Genomic DNA, 23,802 nt, shown 5'->3' on the forward strand with positions numbered 1-23,802 from the left:
AGACCGTCGACGGCGGAGAACTGCCCCGTGACACCGATCGCGGCGCGCACGGCCTGCGGGGCGGTGGCGAGCGGGTGGCCCGCCACCGTGACCCGGCCGCCGTCGGCGGTGATCAGCGTGGACAGGATCTTCACGGCGGTGGTCTTGCCCGCGCCGTTCGGGCCCAGCAGGGCGAAGACGGAGCCCTCCGGGACGGTCAGGTCGATGCCGTCCAGGACGGTCTTGTCGCCGTAGGACTTGCGCAGCCCGCTCGCTGCGATGGCCGGGGTGGTCATGGTGCGTTCTCCTGAAGGGCTGCGGTGCGGGGCGGGTTACAGGCTGCGGGCGGCGATGTCGCCGTACGCGGTGGTGGCGTGGACGGCCAGGCCGGGAGTGCCGTCGTTCTTGAGGGAGTTGACGACGCGGCCGTAGGCGGTGCCGGCGTCGAGGGTGGCGGAGACGCCGGTCGCGGCGGCGACCACGATGTCGCCCTTCTGCGTGGTCAGGGTGAGGGTGCCGCGGACGGCTTCGGCGACGCGGATGTCGCCGCGGGCGGTGGTGATCTCCGCGGAGCCGGTCAGCCGGCCGACCTCGACGTCTCCGTCGGTGGCGGTGAGGCGCAGGCTCGCGGCCTCGTCGATCGTGATCCGCCGGTAGGCGCCCTCGAAGGTGACGTCGCCGAGGCGTCCGGCGGTGGTCAGTTCGGCGGCGGCGGCCGAGGCCTCGACGCGGGAGCCGGCGGGGAGCTGGACGGTCACCTCGATGGAGCCGGTGTCGCCGAGGACGCCGTTCTTCGTCTTGGGGACCTCGATGCGCAGGACGCCGTCGGCGTAGGCGACTTCGGTCCGCTCGGCCGTCTTCACGTCGCGGCTCTTGGAGGCGTCCGCGGGCCGGATGTCGACGGTGGTGTCGGCGCGGTCGGCGGCGACGATCCGGATGCGTCCGGCGGGGACGGCGAGGGTGGTGACGATGGCGGCGGCGGTGTCGAACTTCTGCATGGTGCTTCTCCTTCTTCGTAGCGGGCGGTTGTTCGCCTCGCTGTTTCCGATGAAGGAAAAGCTACGTTGCGTTCGAGGTTCCAGCAAGCATGTCATTGCGTGAAAACCATGTATTCGCAGGTCAGTTACAGGATTTCATTGCAATGGTTCTGAACCTAACGCAACAACACTCCACCCCTTCGTTGCAATGGATTGGTGGTGAACGCTATGCTGGCGGCACCAGACGACGAAGGAGACCGCGATGCCCGGAGGCAGGCTCACCCAGCCCGAACGCCAGCAGATCGCCACGGGGTTGGCCGATGGACTCGCCTACGCGGAGATCGCCCGACGCCTCGACCGCCCGACCTCCACCATCACCCGGGAGGTCATGCGCAACGGCGGCCCCACCGCCTACCGCGCCGACCTCGCCCACCGCGCCACCGAGCACCGCGCCCACCGCCGGAAGCCGGCCGCTCCCCGGGGAACGGCCGGCGTCCCCCAGGCCCACGGGCGTGACCCCGAGGCCGTGCGCGCCTTCGAGGAGACGTTCACCACCGTCATGATGGCCTCGGGCATGCCCAAGATGATGGCCCGCGTCATGGCCTGTCTCACCCTCGCGGACTCGGGCAGCCTCACCGCGTCCGAACTCGCCGACCGCCTCCAGGTCAGTCCGGCGTCCATCTCCAAGGCCGTCGCGTTCCTCGACAGCCAGGACCTCATCCGCCGGGAGCGCGACGACCGCCGCCGCGAGCGCTACACCGTCGACGACGACGTCTGGTACCAGTCGATGATGGCCTCCGCCCGGGCCATCGCGCAGATCGTGGACACCGCGCGGCAGGGCGTCGGCGTCCTCGGTTCCGACACCCCGGCCGGCCACCGCCTGGAGAACGTCGCCCGCTTCCTCGACTTCGTCTCCGAGACGACGTCCCGGGCCGCCGAACAGGCCCGGGCCGTCCTCCACACCAAGCCTCCGGTCACGGAGGAGACCCCTACAGCCCCAGGCGGTAGCGGATCTTCTTGACGAGCTCCGCCAGATCCGGCCGGCGGAGCAGGCCGTAATGGTCCGCGTCGAGCTCCACGACCGTCGGCGGCCGGGTGGACCAGCCCGTGGCGCCCTCCAGGAACGAGTAGTCGTCGCCCGCCGCCTTGAAGAGCGTCACCGGGCAGCTCACCTGCCGCTCCGTCAGCTCGCGGAAGGTGTACGTGAACTCGAAGGTCTCCTCGACGATCGCGACGATCCGGCCGATCAGGTCCGGGTCCAGGGCCGGGAAGTCCGCCGCCACGCGCGCCACGAAGCTGCGCCGGTCCGGGGCCCGTACGCCCGGGTCGATCGCGCCCGCGAAGACCGAGTACAGGATCGTCACGAACCCCGGATTGCCGTACGTCGCCCCGCCCGTCTCCGAGGACCGGACCCTCGGGGAACCGGGTGCGATCAGGAAGAGGTTCTCCACCTGCTCCCCCGCCGCCTCCAGGAGGTGCGCCGACTCGAAGGCGACGCGGGCGCCGAAGGAGTAACCCCACAGCGTGTACGGGCCGGTGGGCTGCCGGCGGCGGATCGCGGCCACGTCGGCCGCGGCCGTCTCCCGGATCGTGGCGTACGGCTCCTCACCCCGGTTGATCCCGTGCGCCTGCACCCCGTAGAAGGGCCGGTCGATGCCGATCTCCTCGGCCAGGTGCCGCAGGTTCATGGTGTACCCGCCGAGCCCCGGCCAGCAGAACACGGGCGACCGCGCGCCCGCCGCGTGGAGCCGTACGAGACGCGAGGCCGGGGTGGCGGCGGCGCCGTCCAGCCGGTGGGCGAGCTTCTCGATCGTCGGACGCTCGAAGAGGACCTGGAGCGGCAGCGAGGCGTCGAACTCCCGGTTGATCCGGGTGACCAGCGCGACCGCGATCAGCGAGTTGCCACCGGACTCGAAGAAGTCGTCCAGGACCGAGACCGCCTCGACGTCCTCGTACTTGAGGGCCGCCGCCCAGACCTCCGCGAGCCTGCCCTCCGTGCGCGTACGGGGCGGCACGTGCGGACGGCCGTGCAGACCCGCGTTGACCACGGCCAGATCGGCGAGGGCCTTCGCGTCGACCTTGCCGTTCGCCGACAGCGGCAGCCGGTCGAGGACCACCACCCGGTTCGGGAGCATGTAGTCCGGCAGGTGCCGCGCGAGGTCGTCGCGGATCATCTCCGCCGGGCCCTTCATGTGGACCGTGTCCTCGTGCATCCCCTCGCTCAGCCTCTGCTCCTCGCTCACCCGGCCGCCGACGGAGAAGTACGAGGGCCCGGTGGCCCGCCCCGCCGCCGCCAGGACCTCGTCCACGCGGCGCGCGGCGGGGAGCGGGTGACCGCTCTTCGAGCTGTAACCGGAGGACATGAACCCGAGCCCGTGGCCCCCGAGCTGGAGGCGCTGGAGCGTCCGGCCGAGATCGACGTAGGCGCGGTCCGCGTCCGCCGTCCGGCTCACGACGGTGACGCCGAGCGAGGCCCGCTCGTACACCGCCTGGTTGATCGCGATGACGTGCCTCCGCTCCACGAGGCCGGACGAGACCGGGGTCAGGCGGCCGTCCGCGTAGAGGTACTGGGCCTGCGGAAGGTCCCGGACGCCGTCCCCGTGGGCCTGGACGTAGACGTCCACCTCGGGGTCGGGCCGGGCCCCCTCGTCGTACGGGACGACCTCCCACGCCCCGTCCCCGCACGCCCTGATGTCGAGGCCGTACCCCGGCAGGACCTCCTCGAAGAGGCCCACCATGTGACCCGTCTCGATCTCCAGGACCTCCTGGATGTTGTTCCGGTAGACCGGCTCGATCGCGGCCCGCTTCCCCGGGAAGCGGAACCGCAGCAGCGCCTCGCCCCCGGCCGGGAGCGGCGCCGTCCGGTACAGGCGGTGCCGGACCGGGTGGTAGTAGTACGCGCCCGGTTCGAGCCCCGCGATCCCGCGCGCCTCCACGGACAGCTGCGTCGCGTACAGCGCGCCCGGTGAGGCGTACCCGTACTTCGGGAGGAGCCGCTCCTCGCTCGTGAACCGGCCGAACCAGCGGAGGAGTTCACCGAGGTCCGCCACCGTGAGACTGCCGACCCGCCGGGATCCGACGCCCTCCGGGCGGCGGGCCAGCGCCGCGAGGACATCGGCGCGGGTGACCTCGCCGCCCTCGTAGAAGCGGTACGTCTTGCGGGCGAAGACCGTACGGCGCATCCGCGCGGTCGGCGTCGCGCCCGGCAGCTCCACCACCGGGCAGCCCGCGAGCTCGGCGTCCTCGCGGGTGCCGGCGTTCGACAGTTGGGCCTTCACCTGGAGCTTCGACTCCTTCGACTGGTGGTGGGCGCCGTGGTTGCCCTGGTCCATCAGGGCCGCCTCCTTCGGCGACAGCTCCACACACGCGACGAGGTTCTGGAAGCCGGTGCGGGGCTCGTCCTTGACGATGACCGCCGCGTTCTTCACCCAGTCGTGGTCCTCGATCGCCAGCGCGATCTCGTCCAGCTCCACCCGGAAGCCGCGCAGCTTGATCTGGTTGTCCGCCCGGCCGGCGAACCGGACCGTGCCGTCGGCGTCGACCTCGGCGAGGTCCCCCGTGCGGTACAGCCGCTCGCCGGTCCCGCTCGTGACGAACCGCTCGGCGGTCAGCTCGGGACGGTCCAGGTACCCCCGCGCCACCTGGACCCCGCCGACGCACAGCTCGCCGTCGCGTATGTGGAACGTCGTGTCGTACGCCGGTCTGCCGATCGGTATCGCCGCCGGGCCTTCGGCGACCGTCGCGCGGTCCACCGTGTGCGAGGAGGCGTTGATGGTGCACTCCGTCGGACCGTAGAGGTTGACCAGCTCGGCCGCCGGGAGCTCGGCGAGGAGCTGCACCGCGAGGTTCCTGGAGAGGATCTCGCCGCCCGAGTACACCCGCTGGAGGCTGGCGCAGGTGCCGAGCCGCTCGGTGTCGACCAGCGCCTGCAGGAGGGTCGGCACGCCCTGGAGCATCGTCGCGCCGTGCGCGCGGACCGTGTCGATCAGGCCCTCGGGGTCCCGGTAGACCCCCGGCGGGCCGACGGCCACCCTGGCCCCGACCGCCGGGGCGAGGATCTCCCACTGCGCCGCGTCGAAGCTCATCGGGGTCTTCTGGACGACGACGGCCCCCGGGCCGAGGCGGTGCTCCGCCGCCATCCAGCGCATCTGGGAGACGATCGAACGGTGCTCGACCATCACGCCCTTCGGCTTCCCCGTGGAGCCGGAGGTGTAGATGACATAGGCGAGGTGGTGGCCGGCGGGCGCGCCCGGCCCGGTCCCGGCCGGCTCCCCCTCCCCGGGGACGACGACGGTCGTACCCGGCGGGGCGAGGGCCGTCACCCGGTCCCGGAAGCGGTCCTGGGTCACGACGACCCGGGACCCGCTGTCCTCGATCATGTAGCGGAGACGCTCCTCGGGGTACTCCGGGGAGAGCGGCACGTACGCCCCGCCGGAGAGCACGACGCCCCAGACCCCGGTCATCAGGCCGAGCGACGGCTCGACGAACACCCCGACCCGGTCGTCGGGCCGGACACCGAGCTCGCGCAGGCGTGCGCCGAGGGCGGCGGCGGTGTCGTACAGCTCCCGGAAGGTGAGCGACTCGTCGCCGAAGACGACGGCCGGGGTGTGGGGGTGTGTGTCCGCGCACGCGCGGAGCAGGCGGTCGAGCGTGGCCATGGGGGGTCCCTTCGGGTCGGTGAGACCGCGCCCGGTCGCGGGCCTGCGCCCCGCCGTCGTGGGCAGCACCGCAGGGCTCGGGTCAGCGGTAGATGAGGAGTTCGTGTTCCGTCGCGCCCGTCAGTTCGTAGCGCGTCCGGACCAGGGGCCGTCCCGCGTAGATCCGGATCAGCGTCGCCGCGTCGCCGTGGAAGCGCGCGGCCGGACGGCCCTCGACCGGGTTGCCGAGGGCCACCGGGCCGTCCCGGCCGGACAGCTCCCCGATGAGGCGCGGGGTCTCCCGGCGGCGGCTGGTCACCGAGAGGAGCGGGAGGGCCAGGTCGAGCGCCGCGCCGCAGTACGCGCCGGGCTCCCCGAAGGCCTCCCGTACGTCCCCGGCGTGGACCCACTCGCCCAGGGCCACCGCGTCGAGCCGGCCGTCCTCGCGGGACGCGATGACGGGGCCGGCCTCGGTGAGACCGCGTTCGAGTTCGTCGAGGATCCGGCCGATGGGCCAGTCCTCGCGTTCGGCGACGTCGCAGGCGTTGGCCTCGGGCAGGAAGACGCCTTCCTCCAGGCGGTCCTCGACGATCCGGACGAGCGCCGCGCCGCAGTGGGCGAGGACCTGCCGTGCGGTCCAGCCGGGGCACGCGGTGCGGAGCTCGTACGCCTCCTCCGGTGTGCGCCGCAGGAGCGGCATCAGCAGGTCCCGCTCCGTGCGGAGGAGACGGTCCGGGAGCCAGGGGTCACGGGTGTCGTCGGTACACATCTCAGTAGCGGTAGTGGTCCGGCTTGAAGGGGCCCTCGACCTCGACGCCGATGTAGGCGGCCTGCTCGGGGCGGAGGGTCGTCAGGCGGACGCCGAGGGCGTCGAGGTGGAGGCGGGCGACCTTCTCGTCCAGGTGCTTGGGGAGGGTGTACACGCCCACCGGGTACTCCGCCGTCTTCGTGAAGAGCTCGATCTGGGCCAGGGTCTGGTCCGCGAAGGAGTTCGACATCACGAAGGAGGGGTGCCCGGTCGCGTTGCCGAGGTTCAGCAGGCGGCCCTCGGACAGCACGATGACGACCTTGCCGTCCTCGAACGTCCACGTGTGGACCTGCGGCTTCACCTCGTCCTTGACGATCCCGGGGATCCGCGCGAGGCCGGCCATGTCGATCTCGTTGTCGAAGTGGCCGATGTTCCCGACGATCGCCTGGTGCTTCATGCGGGCGATGTCGGACGCCATGATGATGTCCTTGTTGCCGGTGGTGGTGATGAAGAGGTCGGCCGTCTCCACCACGTCCTCCAGGGTGGCGACCTGGTAGCCGTCCATCACGGCCTGGAGCGCGCAGATCGGGTCGATCTCGGTGACGATGACGCGGGCGCCCTGGCCGCGCAGCGACTCCGCCGAGCCCTTGCCGACGTCGCCGTAGCCGCAGACGACGGCCGTCTTGCCGCCGATGAGGACGTCGGTGGCGCGGTTGATGCCGTCGATGAGGGAGTGCCGGCAGCCGTACTTGTTGTCGAACTTCGACTTCGTCACGGCGTCGTTCACGTTGATCGCCGGGAAGAGGAGCGCGCCCTCGCGGTGCATCTCGTACAGGCGGTGGACGCCCGTCGTCGTCTCCTCCGTGACACCTCGGATGCCCCCGGCGATCGCCGACCAGTCCAGGGCCGTGGTCTCCAGGAGGGCGCGGACGACGGCCAGCTCCTCGTTGGACGCCTCCGGCAGCACGCCCGTCTTCTGGTACTCCACACCCTTGTGGACGAGGAGCGTCGCGTCACCGCCGTCGTCCAGGATCATGTTGGGTCCGTCGGCGTCCGGCCAGGTCAGGGCCTGCTCGGTGCACCACCAGTACTCCTCCAGGGTCTCGCCCTTCCAGGCGAAGACGGGGATCCCGGCGGCGGCGACCGCGGCGGCCGCGTGGTCCTGGGTGGAGTAGATGTTGCAGGACACCCAGCGGACCTCGGCGCCGAGGGCGACCAGCGTCTCGATGAGGACGGCGGTCTGCACCGTCATGTGCAGGGAGCCGGTGATCCGGGCGCCGGTGAGCGGCCGGGTCTCGGCGTACTCGCGGCGGATCGCCATCAGGCCCGGCATCTCGTGCTCGGCCAGGGTGATCTCCTTGCGGCCGAAGGCGGCCAGCGAGAGGTCGGCGACCTTGAAGTCGGTGAACTCAGACATGTGCGGCAACTCTCCTTGCGCTGAGGACGGTCCGGTGGATTTCCAGAGCCGCCGTCGACTTGTTGAGCGTGATGTAGTGCAGGCCCGGCGCACCCTCGTCGAGCAGCCGCAGGCCCATCGCGGTCGCGTGCTCGACGCCGATCCGGTAGGAGGCCGCCGGGTCGTCCTTGGCCGCCTCCAGGCGGTGCGCCAGGTCCTCGGGGAAGGCCGCGTCGGACAGCTCGGCGAAGCGCCGGATCTGGCGCACGTCGGTGGCCGGCATGATCTCCGGGATGATCGGGGTGTCGCAGCCGGCGGCGGCGACCCGGTCGCGCAGCCGCAGGTAGTCCTCGGGGTCGAAGAACATCTGCGTGATGGCGTAGTCGGCGCCCGCCCGGCACTTGGCGACGAAGTGCGCGAGGTCGGCGGCGGCGCTCTCCGAGCGGGGATGACCTTCCGGGAAGGCCGCCACACCGATCCTGAACTCACCTAGCGAGCGGACCAGTTCGACGAGTTCGTACGCGTGCCGGAAGCCGTCCGGATGCGGGGTCCACGCCCCCCGGGGATCGCCCGGCGGGTCGCCGCGCAGGACGAGGACGTCCCGGACGCCGACGTCCGCGTAGGCGCCGATGATGGCGCGCAGTTCGGCGACGGAGTGTCCGACGGCCGTGAGGTGCGCGACCGGCCGCAGCGTCGTCTCCGTCACGATCCGCTTCGTCACGTCGACGGTCCGGTCGCGGGACGAGCCGCCCGCCCCGTACGTCACGGAGACGAAGTCCGGCCCGAGCGCCTCCACGCGGCGGATCGCGTCCCAGAGCGTCTGCTCGCCCTTGTCGGTCTTCGGCGGGAAGAACTCGAAGGAGTACGTGGGGCTCACCTGCGGCCTCCCGCGTTGAAGTAGCTCGCCTCGGGGTGGTGGACGACGATCGCGTCGGTGGACTGCTCGGGGTGCAGCTGGAACTCCTCGGAGAGGTGGACGCCGATCCGCTCCGGGCGCAGCAGGTCCGCGATCTTCGCGCGGTCCTCCAGGTCGGGGCAGGCCGGATAGCCGAGGGAGTAGCGGCAGCCCTGGTACTCGGTGCGCAGCATGCCGTCGAGACCGGCGGGGTCGGCGCCGCCGATGCCCCAGTCCTCGCGGACCCTGGCGTGCCAGTACTCGGCGAGGGCCTCCGCGAGCTGGACGGAGAGGCCGTGGAGTTCGAGGTAGTCGCGGTAGGCGTCGGCGGCGAAGAGCCGGGCCGTCTCCTCGCCGATCCGGGAGCCGACGGTGACGACCTGGAGGGCGACCGCGTCCACTTCACCGGAGTCCTCGGCACGGTGGAAGTCGGCCAGGCAGAGGCGGCGGCCCCGCTGCTGGCGGGGGAAGGAGAAGCGGGTCCGCTCGCCTCCGTCCTCGTCCAGGACGATCAGGTCGTCGCCCTTGGACACACAGGGGAACCAGCCGTGGACGACGGCTGCTTCGACGAGGCCCTCGCGTTCGATCCGGTCGAGCAGCGCGCGCAGCCGCGGGCGGCCCTCCGTCTCGATGGTCGAGGCGTCCTTCAGTCCCCACTGGCCCTTGAAGAGGGCGGTCTCGTCGAGCCAGGGGGCGTACGCGGCGAGCGGGATGCCGGTGGTGACCCTCGTCCCGAGGAAGGGGGGCTCGGGTACGGGGTTGTCGGCGGCGACGTCGGAGCGGCCGGCGGGCTCGGGCTCGCGCACCTCCACGGCCTGTTGCCGCCGTGCCACCCGGCGCTGCTTGAGCGGGGGCAGTGCGGCTCCGGGGACGCCGCGCTTGACGCCCATCAGGGCGTCCATGAGGCGCAGGCCCTCGAAGGCGTCGCGGGCGTAGCGGACCTCGCCCTGGTAGATCTCGTGGAGGTCCTGCTCGACGTACGCCCTGGTCAGGGCGGCGCCGCCGAGGATGACGGGGAAGCGGGAGGCGAGCCCCCGGCCGTTCAGCTCCTCCAGGTTCTCCTTCATGATCACGGTGGACTTCACGAGGAGGCCGGACATCCCGATGACGTCGGCGTCGTGCTCCTCGGCGGCTTCGAGGATCGCGGAGACCGGCTGCTTGATGCCGATGTTGACGACGTTGTAGCCGTTGTTGGACAGGATGATGTCGACGAGGTTCTTGCCGATGTCGTGGACGTCGCCCCGGACGGTGGCGAGGACGATCGTGCCCTTGCCCTCGGCGTCCGACTTCTCCATGTGCGGCTCCAGGTGGGCCACCGCGGTCTTCATGACCTCGGCGGACTGGAGCACGAACGGCAGCTGCATCTGACCGGAGCCGAACAGCTCGCCGACCGTCTTCATGCCGTCGAGCAGCACGTCGTTGACGATCTCCAGGGCCGGGCGCTCGCCGAGCGCCGTGTCGAGGTCGGCCTCCAGGCCGTTCTTCTCCCCGTCGACGATCCGCCGCTTGAGGCGCTCGTCCAGCGGGAGGGCGAGGAGTTCCTCCGCCTTCCCCGCCTTCAGGGACTTCGCCGTCGCTCCCTCGAACAGTTCCAGCAGGCGTTGCAGCGGGTCGTAGCCCTCCCGGCGCCGGTCGTGGATGAGGTCGAGGGCGACCTCGACCTGCTCCGGTTCCAGGCGGGCGATCGGCAGGATCTTCGAGGCGTGCACGATCGCCGAGTCCAGGCCGGCCTTCACGCACTCGTCGAGGAAGACCGAGTTGAGGACGATCCGGGCGGCCGGGTTGAGGCCGAAGGAGATGTTGGACAGGCCCAGGGTCGTCTGGACGTCCGGGTGGCGGCGCTTCAGCTCGCGGATCGCCTCGATCGTCGCGATGCCGTCCTTCCGGGACTCCTCCTGGCCGGTGCAGATCGTGAAGGTCAGGGTGTCGATGAGGATGTCCGACTCCCTGATCCCCCAGTTGCCGGTGAGGTCCGCGATGAGCCGTTCGGCGATCGCGACCTTCGCCCCGGCCGTCCGCGCCTGGCCCTCCTCGTCGATGGTCAGCGCCATCAGCGCCGCGCCGTGCTCCTTCGCGAGGGCCGTGACCTGCGCGAAGCGTGACTCGGGTCCGTCGCCGTCCTCGTAGTTGACGGAGTTGACGACGGCCCGGCCGCCCAGCTTCTCCAGGCCGGCGCGGAGCACCCCGACCTCGGTGGAGTCCAGGACGATCGGCAGGGTGGAGGCGGTCGCGAACCGGCCCGCCAGCTCCGCCATGTCGGCGACGCCGTCCCGGCCCACGTAGTCCACGCACAGGTCGAGCAGGTGCGCGCCCTCGCGGATCTGGTCGCGGGCCATCTCGACGCAGTCGTCCCAGCGGCCTTCGAGCATGGCCTCGCGGAACTTCTTCGAGCCGTTGGCGTTGGTCCGCTCGCCGATCGCCAGGTACGCGGTGTCCTGCCGGAACGGCACGTGGCTGTACAGGGAGGAAGCGCCCGGCTCCGCCACCGGCTGCCGTTGGAGGACGGCCGCGCCCCGGACGCGCTCCACGATCTCCCGCAGGTGCTCCGGGGTCGTGCCGCAGCAGCCGCCGACCAGCGCGGGACCGTACTCCCGGACGAACTGCTCCTGTGCGTCGGCGAGTTCGGACGGCGACAGCGGGTAGTGCGCGCCGTCCTTGGTGAGGACGGGCAGGCCCGCGTTCGGCATGACCGAGATCGGGATCCGGGCGTGCCGGGACAGGTGCCGCAGGTGCTCGGCCATCTCGACCGGCCCCGTCGCGCAGTTCAGGCCGATCATGTCGACGCCGAGCGGCTCCAGGGCCGTCAGGGCCGCGCCGATCTCGGAGCCGAGCAGCATCGTGCCGGTCGTCTCCACCGTGACCTGCACGATGACCGGCAGGTCCACGCCGACCCAGTCCAGGGCCCGGCGGGCGCCGATGACGGCCGCCTTCGTCTGGAGCAGGTCCTGCGAGGTCTCGATGAGCAGGGCGTCGGCGCCGCCCCGGATCAGGCCCTCCGCGTTCTGCCGGAAGGCCTCGCGCAGGGGCTCGTACGTGACGTGGCCGAGGGTCGGCAGTTTCGTGCCGGGGCCCATGGAGCCGAGGACCCAGCGGGGGCGGCCGTCGAGGGCCGTGTGGGCGTCGGCGGAGGCGCGGGCGATCCTGGCGCCGGCCTCGGACAGCTCGTACACCTGGTTCTCGATGCCGTACTCGGCGAGCGCGGCCAGGTTCGCCCCGAAGGTGTTGGTCTCGACGCAGTCCACGCCCACCGAGAAGTAGGCGTCGTGGACGGAGGCGACGATGTCGGGACGCGTGAGGTTGAGGATCTCGTTGCAGCCCTCCAGGTTCCGGAAGTCGTCCATCGACGGGTCGGCGGCCTGGAGCATGGTGCCCATGGCGCCGTCGGCGACGACGACCCTCCGCGTGAACTCCTCCCGTAGCGACGGCCTCATGTCAGTCCCCTCAGACGGGTGACGAGGGCGGCCGTGCAGCCCACCCCGTACGTCGTCCTGATCCGGTCCAGGAGGGAGTCCCGGTCCGGCCGGTACTCCTGCGTCCCCACCGAGTCGAGGACGGCCGCCGCGAGCGCGCAGCCCAGCTGCGCCGCGCACCTCTCGGGCACGCCCCACAGCGTCCCGGCGAGGAACCCGGACCGGAAGGCGTCGCCGACGCCGGTCGGGTCGACGACGGCGGGGACCTCCACGGCGGGCACGGCCAGCGGGTCGCGGCCCGCGCCGCGGACGCGGACGCCGGCCTCGCCGTGGGTGGTGATCCAGGTGCCGACGCGGCCCAGCACCTCCGCATCCGTCCAGCCGGACTTCTCCAGGAGGAGGGCCGTCTCGTACTCGTTGGTGAACAGGAACCGGGCCCCGTCCACCAGCTCCCGCACCTCGGCCCCGTCGAGCCGCGCCAGCTGCTGCGACGGATCGGCGGCGAAGGGGATCCCCAGGTCACGGCAGGTGCGGGTGTGCCGGAGCATGGCCTGGGGGTCGTCCGGGGAGACCAGGACCAGTTCCAGGCGGCCGGTGCGCGCGGCGACCTCGCGGAGGTCGATCTCCCGCGCCTCGGCCATCGCCCCCGCGTAGAAGGTGGCGATCTGGTTCTGGTCCCGGTCGGTGGTACAGACGAAGCGGGCGGTGTGGAGCGACGCGCTGACGCGCACCGAGTCGGTGTCCACCCCGTGGTCCTTGAGCCAGACCCGGTACGGCTCGAAGTCCGCGCCGACAGCGCCGACGAGGACGGGCCGCAGGCCGAGGACGCCGAGTCCGAAGGCGATGTTCGCTGCCACTCCGCCGCGCCTGACCTCAAGGTTGTCGGCGAGGAACGACAGGGAGACCCGGTCGAGCCGGTCGGCGATGAGCTGCTCGCTGAACCGGCCGGGGAAGGTCATCAGATGGTCGGTCGCGATGGATCCCGTGACAGCGATGCGCATGGGTCAGACCCCCGCTGCCTTCTTCAGGGCCTCCACCCGGTCCGTGCGCTCCCAGGTGAACTCGGGGAGCTCGCGGCCGAAGTGGCCGTACGCCGCGGTCGCCGCGTAGACCGGCCGCTTGAGGTCCAGGTCGCGGATGATCGCCGCCGGCCGCAGGTCGAAGACCTCGCTCACGGCCTGCTGGATCCGCTCGTCCGGCAGGGTGCCGGTGCCGAAGGTCTCCACGAAGAGGCCGACCGGCTCCGCCTTGCCGATCGCGTACGCGACCTGCACCTCGCAGCGGCGGGCGAGCCCGGCCGCGACGACGTTCTTCGCGACCCAGCGCATGGCGTACGCCGCCGAGCGGTCGACCTTCGACGGGTCCTTGCCGGAGAAGGCTCCGCCGCCGTGCCGGGCCATCCCGCCATACGTGTCGATGATGATCTTCCGGCCGGTGAGTCCGGCGTCGCCCATCGGGCCGCCGACCTCGAAGCGCCCGGTCGGGTTGACCAGGAGCCGGTAGCCGTCGGACTCCAGGCTGACGCCCTCCTCGACGAGCTGCTTCAGGACGTGCTCCACGACGTACTCGCGGACGTCCGGGGTGAGCAGGCCGTCGACGGAGATGTCGGCCGCGTGCTGCGAGGAGACGACGACGGTGTCGAGGCGGACCGGGCGGTCCCCGTCGTACTCGATGGTGACCTGCGTCTTGCCGTCCGGCCGCAGGTACGGCACGGTGCCGTCCTTGCGGACCTCGGTGAGCCGCCGCGACAGGCGGTGGGCGAGCGCGATCGGCAGCGGCATCAGCTCGGCGGTGTCGTCGCAGGCGTACCCGAACATCAGGCCCTGGTCGCCGGCGCCCTGGGCCGCCAGCTCGTCGTCCACGCCGTCCACACGGGCCTCGTGCGCGGTGTCGACGCCCTGCGCGATGTCCGGCGACTGGGCGCCGATGGACACCGAGACGCCGCAGGAGGCGCCGTCGAAGCCCTTCGCGGAGGAGTCGTAGCCGATGTCGAGGACGGCGTCGCGCACCAGCTGGGCTATCGGCGCGTACGCGGAGGTGGTGACCTCGCCGGCGATGTGGACCTGACCGGTGGTGATCAGCGTCTCCACGGCGACCCGGGAGTGCGGGTCCTCGGCGAGCAGGGCGTCGAGGATCGTGTCGCTGATCCGGTCGGCGATCTTGTCGGGGTGCCCCTCGGTGACGGACTCCGAGGTGAACAGGCGGCGGCTCATGCCTGGGCCTCCGCCGGGGTCTTGAAGAAGTGCTGCTCGATGGCGCCGAGGGTGCGGATGGAGTCGACCTCCAGGGTCTCCATCTGGATGGCGGTGCCGCTCTCCTGCTCCAGGAGGAAGACGAACTCGACGAAGGACAGCGAGTCGATGAGGCGGTTCTCGATCAGGTCCAGGTCGGACGCGATGTCGTCGCGCTCGGGGTGACGCTCCAGGATCCAGTTCTTCACCGTCTGCAGGCCGTCGGCCATGGTTGCTCTCCTTGTTAGCTGCTGCTGGATACGTAGGGGGTGGGGGCGATGATCGGCGCGGCGACCGCGACCGCGTAGTCCACGTCGTGGCTGATGGACACGGTGATCTCGGTGATGCCGGACTCCGCCGCCATCTCGGCGGCCGTCCGGTGCAGCTCCACGAGCGGCCAGCCGCCCTCGGAGCGCCGCACGACGATGTCCGGCCAGGGCAGGAACCTGCCGCGGACCCGTAAGGTCTTGAACGCCGCTTCCTTGGCCGCGATCCGCCCGCACAGGCTCAGTACGTCGAGCCCGGAGGAGGTACGGCAGTCGGCGAGCTCGCCGGGAGTGAGCATCCGCTCGAAGAAACGCTCCCCGTACTGGGCGAGGAGCCTGCGGACACGGTTGACGGACACGATGTCCATGCCGAGGTTCGCCCACCCCAGGCCGCCCGCCGGCGGGGCGGCGGGACGGGCCGGCACGTCAGATCACCGGCCCGGCCGCGCCGCTCGCACCGGCCGACGCCCCGCGGGTGACGTCGAGCACCGCCCGGGTGGCGGCCTCCCAGCCGCCGTGGCGGCGGGTGAGCGCCGACAGCCACCGCTCCAGGCCGAAGGCGACGCAGCTGGTGAAGGCGGGGCCGCCGGTCGACTCCAGGGTGATGTCGCAGCGCTCGCCGAAGAAGTTCCGGTGCGTGTTGACCGAGGCGATCGCCAGGTCCTCGTACAGGAACTCGTGCTTCACCGGGGTGAGGCGCTGGAGGACCGCCTTGGAGCTGCCCTTGTCGAAGAAGGGGTCGCAGGCGGCCTCCCGGCTCAGCGGCAGGTCGAGCGCCTTCGCGAAGGACTGGATGCGGGTGGTGAACTCGGCGAGGTGGTTCTCCGCGTGCTCACGGCCGCCGAGGGCGACGATCTCCCGCATGCGGAAGCCGAGCTGGCGCCGCATGCCCTCGTAGTGGGTCTCCTTGCGGAAGCACCAGGAGCAGATCGTGACGAGGGTGTCGTCGGCGACCCGGGTGCCCTGGTGGGTCAGGTAGACGGCGTAGCAGGACGCCGAGGGCAGGCCGAGCGCGGCGGGTTCGAGCGCCTCGCTCGGGAAGCAGCCGGTGTCGGCGGAGAAGGGCGTGGTCGCGCGGCGCTCCAGGTCGAGCGGGGCCGCGACGACGGCCTGGTGGGGGAAGTTGTCGTAGTAGTCGAGCCTGGCCAGGTCGGCGGCCGGGAGGAGCGGGGGCATGGTCATGGGGCGGGCGCCCGCGGCCACCCCCCAGCCCTCGAAGGTGTCGTCGAGGAGCCGGAGCAGGCGGGTCGCCTCCGGGCCGAGGGTGGGCAGGCCCCTGGTCTCCCCGACGGTCTCGGGGGTCGTCAAGGTCATGGTCGGTGCACCTCTCAGGTGAGGGCTCTCGGGTGAGGGGGTCGCTCAGAGGACGGGCAGGGTGTCGTCCGCGAAGATCCCGGTCTTCAGGAAGAAGCCGAGCGGCTTGCGGATCGCCTTGCGCTCGTGGGCGCGGCGGGAGCCGTCGGCGATCAGGGCGTTGCGCAGGCCGAGCGGGTCGGCGATGCCGGCGTCCTTGTACACGTGCGGGTTGTACAGCGAGTTGATGCTGTAGACGACGTAGCGCTTGAGGTACGCCTCGACCTCGCGGACCCGCTCGGCGCTCACGGCCTGGCACATCCGCTGGTACAGCAGGGAGACCAGCTCGCGCCCGAAGGCGATGTGGCGGGACTCGTCCTGGTGGTGGATGCGGTTGACCTCGCGGATGGTGTGGCAGAGGGAGGTGTCCTTCGCCATCCGGGAGTTGTAGTGGTCGACGAGCTCCTCGAAGAAGAGGATGCGGGTGAAGACGAGGAAGTTCTCGACCTCGGGCTCCCAGGCGGCGTCGGCGCGCATGGCGGTGGAGCCGTAGATCTTGTGGCCGTAGCGCCGGCAGAACTCGGAGAAGAACCACATGTGTTCGTTCTCCTCGCCGATGAAGTGGTGGAAGAAGTCCGAGGGGACCTCGAAGCCGGGCATGTGGATGCGGCCGACGACCTCGATGAGGAGCTCGCGGATGCCGTGCACATTGAGGCTGTAGAAGTTGACGGACTCCCACTTCGACAGGCGCTGAAGCGTTTCCTCGCCGAGGGTGTCGTAGTGCTCGGTGCCGTAGACGGTGAGCAGCTCCGGCGTCATCCAGAGGCGGTCCTCCTCCAGCGTCTCGGGCCACTGGAAGGTCTGGTACGGGTTGTAGTAGTCCTCGACGGAACGCTCGCTGAGGCGTGCGAGGACTTCCATGAAGCGGTCGGTGACGGGCAGGGCGGCAACGCCCATGATCTCGCTCCTTCGGAGTCGGGGTTACGGGCGCACTTCGTAGACCGCGTTGACCGGGGTCTCGGTGGCACGCCGCCAGCGGGTGAAGCCGGCCTCCTCGGCGATGGCCCGGAAGGCCTTCTCGCCCGAGTGGTTGCCGAGGGCGTGCGGGCCGCGCTGGGCGACCGCGACCGGCAGGCACATCACGGCGGACAGGGCCATGAACATGCGGGCCGCGGGGGTCTGGGTGTCGATGTCCTGCGGGGAGACGTTGGACTCGACGAGCATCCAGGTGCCGTCCGCGTCGAGGGACTTGTGGACGTGCTGGGCGGCGGCGACCGGGTCGCCCATGTCGTGCAGGGCGTTGAAGAAGCACACCAGGTCGTAGCCGGAGCCGGGGTAGTCGTCGGCGGAGGCGACCTCGAAGACGACGCGATCGGAGAGACCGGCCTCCTCGGCGAGCTCCCGCGCGATCGAGATGGCCTCCTCGGAGTAGTCGAAGCCGTGGACGGTGGCGTTCGGGAAGGCCTCGGCGATGAGGAGGGTGGTGTGGCCGACGCCGCAGCCGACGTCCGCGACGGTGCCGCCGTCCGCCAGCTTGTCCGTGACCTGGTGGAGCGACGGCAGCCAGTCCGGCACGAGCTTGTGCTCGTACGTGGGCTGGAAGAAGGAGCCCATGCCGGTGTCGAGGGCCGCGTCGTGCTCGGCCCAGCCGACGCCGTCGCCGGTGCGGTACGCGTCGACGAGCAGGTCCTCGGTGGCGTACAGCGCCTTGAGGGCGGTGAAGAACCCGGCGGCGTACGTGACGGCCTTGGGGTCGGCGAGGACCTCGACGTGGTCGGCGGGGAGCGTGTACGTGAGGGAGCTGGGGTGCCGCTCGACGTACCCGGCGGAGAGCTGCGCGTGCAGCCACTCCTCGACGTACCGCTCGTCCGTGCCGGTCCGCTCGGCGAGCTGTCCGGCGGTCAGCGGGCCGTCGGCGGCCAGCGCACGGTAGAGGCCGAGGCGCTCGCCGAGCGCGACGGTGAGACCGCGGACGGCGGCGCCGGCGTCGGTGATGACCCTCTGGTGGAAGTCGTGGGCGCTCATCCGGCCGTCTCCTCCTCGTACGTCGGCAGGTCACAGGTGAACAGGAAGGAGCGGGGGACGCGCGGCACCGAGCGGGCCGGCACCGGGTAGGGCCAGCGGTCGAAGGCGGCGCCCTCCTCACCGGGCTGCCTGACCTCCCGTACGGCCCAGCCGCAGTCGGCGAGCAGCGCCTCGGGCTCCTCGGTGCCGAAGAGCCACGGGTTGCCGTCCTCCTTGAGCGCGCTCATGAAGGTGCGGGCCAGCGGGTTCTCCAGGGCGGACTTCGAGATGACGTCGCCGAGCAGCACGGAGCCGGGCGCCGCGTGCGCGGAGAGCGTCGAGATCAGGGTCCGTACGGCCTGCTCGGGCAGGAAGAACAGCAGGCCCTCGACCACCCACAGGACGGGCTCCTCGCTCTTCCAGCCGGCCTCCTTCAGGGGGCCGGTCCAGTCCTGGGTGAGGTCGACGGGCACGGTGATCCGGGTGCGTCCCGCGGGCTGCGGCTCGTCCTTGAGCATCTCGGCCTTGGCCTCCAGGAGGGCCGGGCGGTCGAGCTCGTAGACGGTGACGCCGTCGGGCCAGGGCAGCCGGAAGAAGCGGGTGTCCATGCCGGCGGCGAGGAAGACGACCTGACGGATGCCGCGCTCCTCCACCGCCTTCACGACGGCCCGGTCGAGGTAGGTGGTGCGGATGGCGAGGAACGGCACGATGCCGCCGCCGTCGTAGCGCGCGAGCAGTTCGAAGCCGATCTCGTCGGCGACGGTGCGCGCGTAGGGATCGGCGAACAGCCGGTCCTCGCGCTCGGTCTCCAGGGCGCGCGCGGCGGCGGTCCACTGGGCGGTGCGGGATACGGCCTCCACAGGAGGTCTCCCTTCACTCGGGATACGGGATGCGGGGGGGGGTGACACGGACGGCCGTGCTCAGGGGCCCGACGAAGAACGGTTCGTCAGGCGCTCATGACCGGGACACAGCTCTTGGCCGGTCGCGCGCAGGCGACGGGGTCCTCGGCCGCGGGCATCGACGACAGATGGCCGGCCTCGGCGTCGGCGGGGCGCCGGCGGAAGATGCTGTGCAGGATCATGCTGAACACGGCCGTCCCGTCGGGGGCCACGAGCGTGCACCGCGGCTTGACGGTGCCGGTGGCGGGGTTGAACGGCGACGGGGTGGAACCGAGGATCTCGACGCGGGCGGTGAGGACGTCACCCGGGCGGACGGGCCGCAGATAGCGGACCTCGTCGATGCCGGGCGAGCCCGTACAGGCGCTGTAGGCGAGCAGTCCGTCGACGTAGCGCCGCATGAACAGCGCCTGGGTGTGGAACCCGCTCGCGATCAGACCGCCGAACGGGGAGTCCTTCGCGCGCTCGGGGTCCGTGTGGAAGGGCTGCGGGTCGAAGCGCCTGCCGAACTCCAGCACCTCCTCCGCCGTGACGGTGACGGTGCCCAGCTCGTGGACGTCGCCGGGCCGGAAGTCCTCGAAGTAGCGCATCGCGCGCCCCCCTTGACCTAGGAGTGGTCTTTCCCTGGCACCTCCAAATCTACGAATTACTCCTTTATTTTGTCAACCCAAAAGAAGGCTCACGCGAGGGCCTGTTCGACGTCGGACCAGAGGTCCTCGACGTCCTCGATGCCGACGGACATCCGCACCAGCCCGGGAGCGATGCCCGCGGCCGTCAACTCCTCCTCGTCCAGCTCGCGGTGGGAGGTGGAGGCCGGGTGCGCGACGAGCGTCTCCACGCCGCCGAGCGAGAGCGCGAGCTTCGCCAGCCGTACGCGCTCGATGAACGCCCGGCCCGCCTCCCGGCCCCCGGCCAGCCGGAACGAGAGCAGCCCGCCGCCGCCCGCCAGGACCTTCCGCGCGATGCCGTACGAGGGATGGTCCGGGCGCCACGGGTAGTGCACGGCCCGCACGTCGGCGCGGGCGGCGAGCAGCTCGGCCAGGGCGGCGGCGTTGGCGCAGTGCTCGCGCATCCGCAGGGGCAGCGTGGGGATCCCGCGCAGGGTGAGCCAGGCCGCGAACGGGTCGGCGCAGGCACCGAGTTCGACCGTGCGGGGCCACACCCGGCGGCGCAGCGCCTCGTCCGCGAAGACGGCGGCCCCGCCGAGGACGTCCGAGTGCCCGGAGAGGTACTTGGTGGTGGAGTGGACGACGATGTCGGCGCCCAGCTCCAGGGGCCGGCACAGCACGGGCGAGGCGAGCGAGTTGTCGACCAGGCTCGTGACCCCGAGGGCACGGGCGGCGGCGAGCAGGCCGGGGAGGTCGGGGACCTGGCCCGTGGGGTTGGCGATGGTCTCCAGGACGAGGAGCCGGGTGGCGGGGTGGACCGCGGCCGCCTCCAGTTCGGCCGGGTCGTCGCCGGATATCCGTACGACCTCGATGCCGTACCGCTCGGCCAGGTCCGACAGGACGGCGTGCGTCCCGCCGTACAGGCATCGCTGCGCGACCACCCGGTCGCCGGGCCGCAGCAGGGCGAGGAGCACGCCGCTGATCGCCCCCATGCCGGAGGCGAAGGCGAGGGCCCCCTCGCCCTTCTCCAGGCCCGCCAGGGTCTGTTCGAGGGCGCGCACGGTCGGGTTGCCGCGGCGGCTGTAGACGTACCGCCCGTCGGGTCCCGCCATCGCGTCGGCGAGCTCGGCGGCGGACTCGAAGGCGAAGGCGGAGGACTGCACGAGCGGTACGGAGAGCGGCCAGCTCCCTTCGGGGAAGCGCTGGTTGGAGACGTGCACGGCACGGGTGTTCAGTTCCACGGCGTTCTGTCCTTTCCGGATGCGGAAAAGGGGCCGCCCGACGTCCGGGCTCGGACATCGGGCGGCCCCTTCGGGGCGGAGGTCAGGCGGAGACCTTCTCGCCCTGCGGCGCGGGGGCGGCGGCCTCGGCCGCGACCGCCTTGTCGCCCTTCATGACGAGGAGCGTGACGACACCGCCGACGGCCGCGACGATCGCGGCGCCGATGAAGGCGGCCGAGAAGCCGTCGGTCAGCTTCGGGAGGTTGCCGAGCTGGTCGGCGCCCTGGGACATGGCGACGGCCGTCAGGGCGGCGAGACCGAGCGCGGAGCCGACGTTGTAGGTGGTGTTGACGATGCCGGAGGCGAGGCCGGCCTGCTCCTGCGGGGCGCCCGACATGGCCGCGATCATCGCCGGGATGTAGGCGAGGGACATGCCCAGGGCGGCGACGAGCGAGGCCGGCAGGACGTCGACCAGGAAGGAGCCGGTGGGCGGGACGGCCGCGAGCCAGACCAGACCGGCGGCGAGCACCAGCAGACCGCCGGCGATGAGCGGCTTGGCGCCGAACCTCATCATGAGCCGGGCCGTGATGGCGGTCATGAAGATCATGAGGAGGACGGTCATCGGGAGCAGCGCGGCACCGGACTCGAAGGCGCCGAAGCCCAGGACCTGCTGGAGGTACAGGTTGAGGAAGTACCACATCGGGATCCAGGCCGCGCCGAGCAGCGTCATCGCCAGGTTCGCCGAGCCGAGGCGCGGGACGCGCCAGACGCTGAGCGGCATCAGGGGCTCGCGGACGCTCTTCTGGATCACGAAGAACAGGACGAGCAGGACGGCCGCGCCGGCCAGCTCCAGGACGGTGGCGGTGGCCCCCCAGCCGACCTCGGGGGCGCGGACGACGGCGAAGACGGCGAGCGCGAGACCGGCGGTGACGGCGACGGCGCCGAGGACGTCGACGGAGCCGCGGCGGGACTCGACGTTCGGCAGGAGCTTGGTCGCGGCGAGGGTCGCGAGCCCGATCGGGATGTAGATGATGAACACCCACTGCCAGCTCATCCACTCGGTGAAGACGCCGCCGAGGAAGACGCCCGCGGTACCGCCGGCGGGGGCCGCGGCGCCGTAGAGCGCCATCGCCTTGCCGAGCTCCTTCGGGTCGTGCATGAACAGCATCATGAGCAGGGTCATGGCGGAGGGCGCGATGAGCGCGCCGCCGACGCCCTGGACGGCACGGCCGGCGATCTCGACCCAGGCGGTCTGCGCGGCGGCCGCCACGACCGAACCGGCGATCATGACCGCCCAGCCGGTGACGAAGATCTTCCGGGCGCCGACGAGGTCGGAGAGGCGTCCGCCGAGGAGCAGCAGTCCGCCGAAGACGATCACGTAGGCGTTGAAGATCCACTGGAGCTCGCTCTGCGAGAAGCCCAGGTCCTTCTGCATCTCGGGGAGCGCGACGCCGATGATCGAGGTGTCCATGATGACCATGAACTGCGCGGCGGCGAGCACGACAAGTGCCCACCAGCGCCGGGGGTTGACGGTTGACATTGCCCTGACCCTTCACTCGCTGCTGCATACCCCTAGGGGGTACCTGTGCGGAGCACCGTAGCATACCCATGGGGGGTATGTAAGGGTGAGAGGAGGGCGCGTGGGAAGCACCCCTTCCGCACCCCCGGGCGGGCAGAATGCCCCCATGACCGCAGACCAGGACCCCGCGCCGACCGCAGACCAGGACCCCACGCTGCTCCGGCGCTGGAACACCACGCTGCTCGCCGCCCGCGCCGGCCGCGAGGGCCCCGACCCCGCCCCGTACGGCCGGAACCTGCTGTCCCGCTGGGCCGAACCGCAGCGCCGCTACCACACGGTCACCCACCTCCGGGCGGTCCTCGACCGCATCGACGAGCTCGCCGACCAGGGCGGGGAGGGCGGCGAACTGGAACTCGTACGCCTCGCCGCCTGGTTCCACGACGCCGTCTACCGCCCGGACCGCTCCGAGAACGAGGAACGCTCGGCCCTCCTCGCCGAGAAGGCCCTCACCGAAGCGGGCCTCACCCCGCACGAGGTGGCCGAGGTCGCCCGCCTGGTCCGCCTCACGACCAGCCACGACCCCGCCACGGGCGACCTCAACGGCGAGACCCTCTGCGATGCCGACCTGGCGATCCTCGCCACCGCCTCCGATACGTACCGGGGGTATACGGAGGCGGTCCGCGAGGAGTACGCCTTCGTCCCGGAACCCGACTTCCGCGCGGGCCGCGCCGCCGTCCTCCGCCACCTCCTCGACCTCCCCCGCCTCTTCCGCACCCCGTACGGAGCGGCCGTCTGGGAGGAGAGGGCCCGGGAGAACATGGAGCGGGAACTCGCGGAACTGACCGACATGTCCGGCAAGGGCTGAGCGTCCACCCCGCCGAAGCCAAAACGTAATGGGGAGGCTCTCCTACCGCCGGTAAGATCATTTCGTTTGTTCTTCGCCCGCGAGAGACGCCAGGAAAGCAAAAGAAAATGAGACTGCACAGGGCCCTTCCGATCGTCGCCGTCATTCCGGCCCTGCTCCTGGCTTCCGCCTGCAGCGGAGAATCCGCGGAATCCGGCGACAAAAAGCCGAAGGCCACCGCACCGAGCGCCGACGAGAAGAATTCCGCCGAGGCGAAGCGCCTCGGCGCACTCGACGGCGAGCAGCTCGAAAAGGCCGCCCTCACCGGGAAGACCGCCGGGTTCGACGCCAAGAAGATCGCCAAGGCCGAGGTCGAGGCCGGCCGGGACATGAAGGCCGACGCCAAGGCCTGCCAGCCGCTCGCGAGCCTGATCGGCGGCTTCACCCACCTCCCCGCGGTGGCCACCGCCCACCGCTCGCTCCAGCCCACCGACGCCAAGAACGCCACCGTCGGCTCCATGTGGCTCGCCTCCCACTCCGAGGCCGACGCCACCCGCGTCATGACCGAGCTCCGCGCCGCCGTCACCGCCTGCCCCAAGGGCTTCAAGACCCTCGGCCTCACCTACGGCAAGGTCGAGAACCTGCCCGCCCCCAAGCTCGGCGCCGACGACACCGTCGCCTACCGGATCACCGGCGACATCGGCAAGCAGAAGGTCCCCATGACGTACACCGTGGTCCGCAGCGGCGGCGTCGTCGCGGCCTTCTACGGCGTGAACATGCTGGACGCGAACCACGCGGCGATCCCGGAACCGGTCGTCAAGGCCCAGCTGGAGAAGATCGCGGACGCGCGGGGCTGACGGCGCCGAAGCGGAAAAGAGG

21 protein-coding genes are annotated in these 23,802 nt (G+C 71.4%); 3 read left to right on the plus strand and 18 right to left on the minus strand.

The window, feature by feature from the left end; genetic code table 11:
- Together ABTY59_RS26300 and ABTY59_RS26305 are read right to left on the minus strand one after the other, a co-directional pair.
- A partial coding sequence (locus ABTY59_RS26300) for an ATP-binding cassette domain-containing protein (RefSeq protein WP_352021510.1) occupies positions 1 to 275 on the minus strand: 275 nt, incomplete at its 3' end.
- Positions 276 to 311: 36 nt separating this feature from the next.
- A complete protein-coding gene (locus ABTY59_RS26305) occupies positions 312 to 977 on the minus strand; it encodes a DUF4097 family beta strand repeat-containing protein (protein WP_352021511.1) in 666 nt (221 codons plus the stop codon).
- 241 nt (positions 978 to 1,218) lie between these two features.
- Here ABTY59_RS26305 and ABTY59_RS26310 point away from each other — a divergent pair, with 241 nt between their 5' ends.
- On the plus strand, positions 1,219 to 1,977 hold the full coding sequence (locus ABTY59_RS26310; RefSeq protein WP_352021512.1) for a GbsR/MarR family transcriptional regulator: 759 nt from the start codon (positions 1,219 to 1,221) through the stop codon (positions 1,975 to 1,977).
- On the opposite strand, the gene ABTY59_RS26315 is transcribed toward ABTY59_RS26310, so the two are convergent.
- The 16 genes from ABTY59_RS26315 to ABTY59_RS26390 form a co-directional block, all read right to left on the minus strand.
- Entirely contained in the window at positions 1,946 to 5,614 is a 3,669-nt protein-coding gene (locus ABTY59_RS26315; RefSeq protein WP_352021513.1) for a non-ribosomal peptide synthetase family protein, read from the minus strand. The genes ABTY59_RS26310 and ABTY59_RS26315 overlap by 32 nt on opposite strands.
- A gap of 82 nt (positions 5,615 to 5,696) precedes the next feature.
- Positions 5,697 to 6,362: a maleylpyruvate isomerase family mycothiol-dependent enzyme gene (locus ABTY59_RS26320; protein WP_352021514.1), complete on the minus strand. Its 666-nt coding sequence runs from the start codon at positions 6,360 to 6,362 to the stop codon at positions 5,697 to 5,699.
- Between the two features lies 1 nt (position 6,363).
- A complete protein-coding gene (ahcY, locus tag ABTY59_RS26325) occupies positions 6,364 to 7,758 on the minus strand; it encodes an adenosylhomocysteinase (RefSeq protein WP_352021515.1) in 1,395 nt (464 codons plus the stop codon).
- Positions 7,751 to 8,614, minus strand: a complete 864-nt coding sequence (gene metF, locus ABTY59_RS26330) for a methylenetetrahydrofolate reductase [NAD(P)H] (protein ID WP_352021516.1) — start codon at positions 8,612 to 8,614, stop codon at positions 7,751 to 7,753. Before metF ends, ahcY begins: the two co-directional genes overlap by 8 nt.
- Entirely contained in the window at positions 8,611 to 12,063 is a 3,453-nt protein-coding gene (metH, locus tag ABTY59_RS26335) for a methionine synthase (RefSeq protein WP_352021517.1), read from the minus strand. The genes metF and metH overlap by 4 nt, the downstream gene beginning before the upstream one ends.
- Complete coding sequence (locus tag ABTY59_RS26340; protein WP_352021518.1) at positions 12,060 to 13,043, minus strand: carbohydrate kinase family protein; 984 nt, start codon at positions 13,041 to 13,043, stop codon at positions 12,060 to 12,062. Before ABTY59_RS26340 ends, metH begins: the two co-directional genes overlap by 4 nt.
- Positions 13,044 to 13,046: 3 nt before the next feature.
- Positions 13,047 to 14,255, minus strand: a complete 1,209-nt coding sequence (metK, locus tag ABTY59_RS26345; protein WP_352021519.1) for a methionine adenosyltransferase — start codon at positions 14,253 to 14,255, stop codon at positions 13,047 to 13,049.
- Positions 14,252 to 14,503 carry a phosphopantetheine-binding protein gene (locus ABTY59_RS26350; RefSeq protein WP_093874787.1) on the minus strand — a complete coding sequence of 84 codons (252 nt, stop codon included), beginning with the start codon at positions 14,501 to 14,503 and terminating at the stop codon, positions 14,252 to 14,254. The genes metK and ABTY59_RS26350 overlap by 4 nt, the downstream gene beginning before the upstream one ends.
- A 14-nt stretch (positions 14,504 to 14,517) precedes the next feature.
- Positions 14,518 to 14,964, minus strand: coding sequence for a holo-ACP synthase (gene acpS, locus ABTY59_RS26355; protein ID WP_352021520.1), 447 nt, complete (start codon positions 14,962 to 14,964; stop codon positions 14,518 to 14,520).
- Between the two features lies 1 nt (position 14,965).
- A complete protein-coding gene (locus tag ABTY59_RS26360; RefSeq protein WP_352021521.1) occupies positions 14,966 to 15,853 on the minus strand; it encodes a class-II aminoacyl-tRNA synthetase family protein in 888 nt (295 codons plus the stop codon).
- 45 nt (positions 15,854 to 15,898) lie between these two features.
- A complete protein-coding gene (locus ABTY59_RS26365; RefSeq protein WP_352021522.1) occupies positions 15,899 to 16,789 on the minus strand; it encodes a diiron oxygenase in 891 nt (296 codons plus the stop codon).
- A 24-nt stretch (positions 16,790 to 16,813) separates the two neighbouring features.
- On the minus strand, positions 16,814 to 17,857 hold the full coding sequence (locus ABTY59_RS26370) for a methyltransferase domain-containing protein (RefSeq protein WP_352021523.1): 1,044 nt from the start codon (positions 17,855 to 17,857) through the stop codon (positions 16,814 to 16,816).
- On the minus strand, positions 17,854 to 18,696 hold the full coding sequence (locus ABTY59_RS26375) for a class I SAM-dependent methyltransferase (protein WP_352021524.1): 843 nt from the start codon (positions 18,694 to 18,696) through the stop codon (positions 17,854 to 17,856). Before ABTY59_RS26375 ends, ABTY59_RS26370 begins: the two co-directional genes overlap by 4 nt.
- Before the next feature lie 86 nt (positions 18,697 to 18,782).
- Positions 18,783 to 19,322 carry a MaoC family dehydratase gene (locus ABTY59_RS26380; protein ID WP_352021525.1) on the minus strand — a complete coding sequence of 180 codons (540 nt, stop codon included), beginning with the start codon at positions 19,320 to 19,322 and terminating at the stop codon, positions 18,783 to 18,785.
- 89 nt (positions 19,323 to 19,411) lie between these two features.
- Positions 19,412 to 20,581 (minus strand): trans-sulfuration enzyme family protein, encoded by a 1,170-nt coding sequence (locus tag ABTY59_RS26385; protein ID WP_352021526.1) that lies wholly within the window; start codon positions 20,579 to 20,581, stop codon positions 19,412 to 19,414.
- An 82-nt stretch (positions 20,582 to 20,663) separates the two neighbouring features.
- On the minus strand, positions 20,664 to 22,100 hold the full coding sequence (locus tag ABTY59_RS26390) for an MFS transporter (RefSeq protein WP_352021527.1): 1,437 nt from the start codon (positions 22,098 to 22,100) through the stop codon (positions 20,664 to 20,666).
- Between the two features lie 145 nt (positions 22,101 to 22,245).
- Here ABTY59_RS26390 and ABTY59_RS26395 point away from each other — a divergent pair, with 145 nt between their 5' ends.
- Together ABTY59_RS26395 and ABTY59_RS26400 are read left to right on the plus strand one after the other, a co-directional pair.
- Positions 22,246 to 22,944, plus strand: a complete 699-nt coding sequence (locus ABTY59_RS26395) for an HD domain-containing protein (protein WP_352021528.1) — start codon at positions 22,246 to 22,248, stop codon at positions 22,942 to 22,944.
- A 107-nt stretch (positions 22,945 to 23,051) separates the two neighbouring features.
- The gene (locus tag ABTY59_RS26400; protein ID WP_352021529.1) at positions 23,052 to 23,780 is read left to right on the plus strand and encodes a hypothetical protein; all 729 of its coding nucleotides are present in this window, start codon (positions 23,052 to 23,054) and stop codon (positions 23,778 to 23,780) included.
- Positions 23,781 to 23,802 lie beyond the last annotated feature (22 nt).

This window comes from Streptomyces sp. NPDC096079 (genome assembly GCF_040303145.1).
Classification (GTDB): Bacteria; Actinomycetota; Actinomycetes; order Streptomycetales; family Streptomycetaceae; genus Streptomyces.

What these genes read in the sequence shown, in the direction of transcription:
- ABTY59_RS26305 (WP_352021511.1), bottom strand. Translation starts at nt 977, where the DNA reads ATGCAGAAGTTCGACACCGCCGCCGCCATCGTCACCACCCTCGCCGTC.
- ABTY59_RS26380 (WP_352021525.1), bottom strand. Translation starts at nt 19,322, where the DNA reads ATGCGCTACTTCGAGGACTTCCGGCCCGGCGACGTCCACGAGCTGGGC.
- ABTY59_RS26360 (WP_352021521.1), bottom strand. Translation starts at nt 15,853, where the DNA reads ATGACCTTGACGACCCCCGAGACCGTCGGGGAGACCAGGGGCCTGCCC.
- ahcY (WP_352021515.1), bottom strand. Translation starts at nt 7,758, where the DNA reads ATGTCTGAGTTCACCGACTTCAAGGTCGCCGACCTCTCGCTGGCCGCC.
- ABTY59_RS26390 (WP_352021527.1), bottom strand. Translation starts at nt 22,100, where the DNA reads ATGTCAACCGTCAACCCCCGGCGCTGGTGGGCACTTGTCGTGCTCGCC.
- ABTY59_RS26320 (WP_352021514.1), bottom strand. Translation starts at nt 6,362, where the DNA reads ATGTGTACCGACGACACCCGTGACCCCTGGCTCCCGGACCGTCTCCTC.
- ABTY59_RS26370 (WP_352021523.1), bottom strand. Translation starts at nt 17,857, where the DNA reads ATGAGCGCCCACGACTTCCACCAGAGGGTCATCACCGACGCCGGCGCC.
- ABTY59_RS26310 (WP_352021512.1), top strand. Translation starts at nt 1,219, where the DNA reads ATGCCCGGAGGCAGGCTCACCCAGCCCGAACGCCAGCAGATCGCCACG.
- metH (WP_352021517.1), bottom strand. Translation starts at nt 12,063, where the DNA reads ATGAGGCCGTCGCTACGGGAGGAGTTCACGCGGAGGGTCGTCGTCGCC.
- ABTY59_RS26315 (WP_352021513.1), bottom strand. Translation starts at nt 5,614, where the DNA reads ATGGCCACGCTCGACCGCCTGCTCCGCGCGTGCGCGGACACACACCCC.
- metK (WP_352021519.1), bottom strand. Translation starts at nt 14,255, where the DNA reads ATGAGCCGCCGCCTGTTCACCTCGGAGTCCGTCACCGAGGGGCACCCC.
- ABTY59_RS26395 (WP_352021528.1), top strand. Translation starts at nt 22,246, where the DNA reads ATGACCGCAGACCAGGACCCCGCGCCGACCGCAGACCAGGACCCCACG.
- ABTY59_RS26350 (WP_093874787.1), bottom strand. Translation starts at nt 14,503, where the DNA reads ATGGCCGACGGCCTGCAGACGGTGAAGAACTGGATCCTGGAGCGTCAC.
- ABTY59_RS26400 (WP_352021529.1), top strand. Translation starts at nt 23,052, where the DNA reads ATGAGACTGCACAGGGCCCTTCCGATCGTCGCCGTCATTCCGGCCCTG.
- ABTY59_RS26365 (WP_352021522.1), bottom strand. Translation starts at nt 16,789, where the DNA reads ATGGGCGTTGCCGCCCTGCCCGTCACCGACCGCTTCATGGAAGTCCTC.
- ABTY59_RS26340 (WP_352021518.1), bottom strand. Translation starts at nt 13,043, where the DNA reads ATGCGCATCGCTGTCACGGGATCCATCGCGACCGACCATCTGATGACC.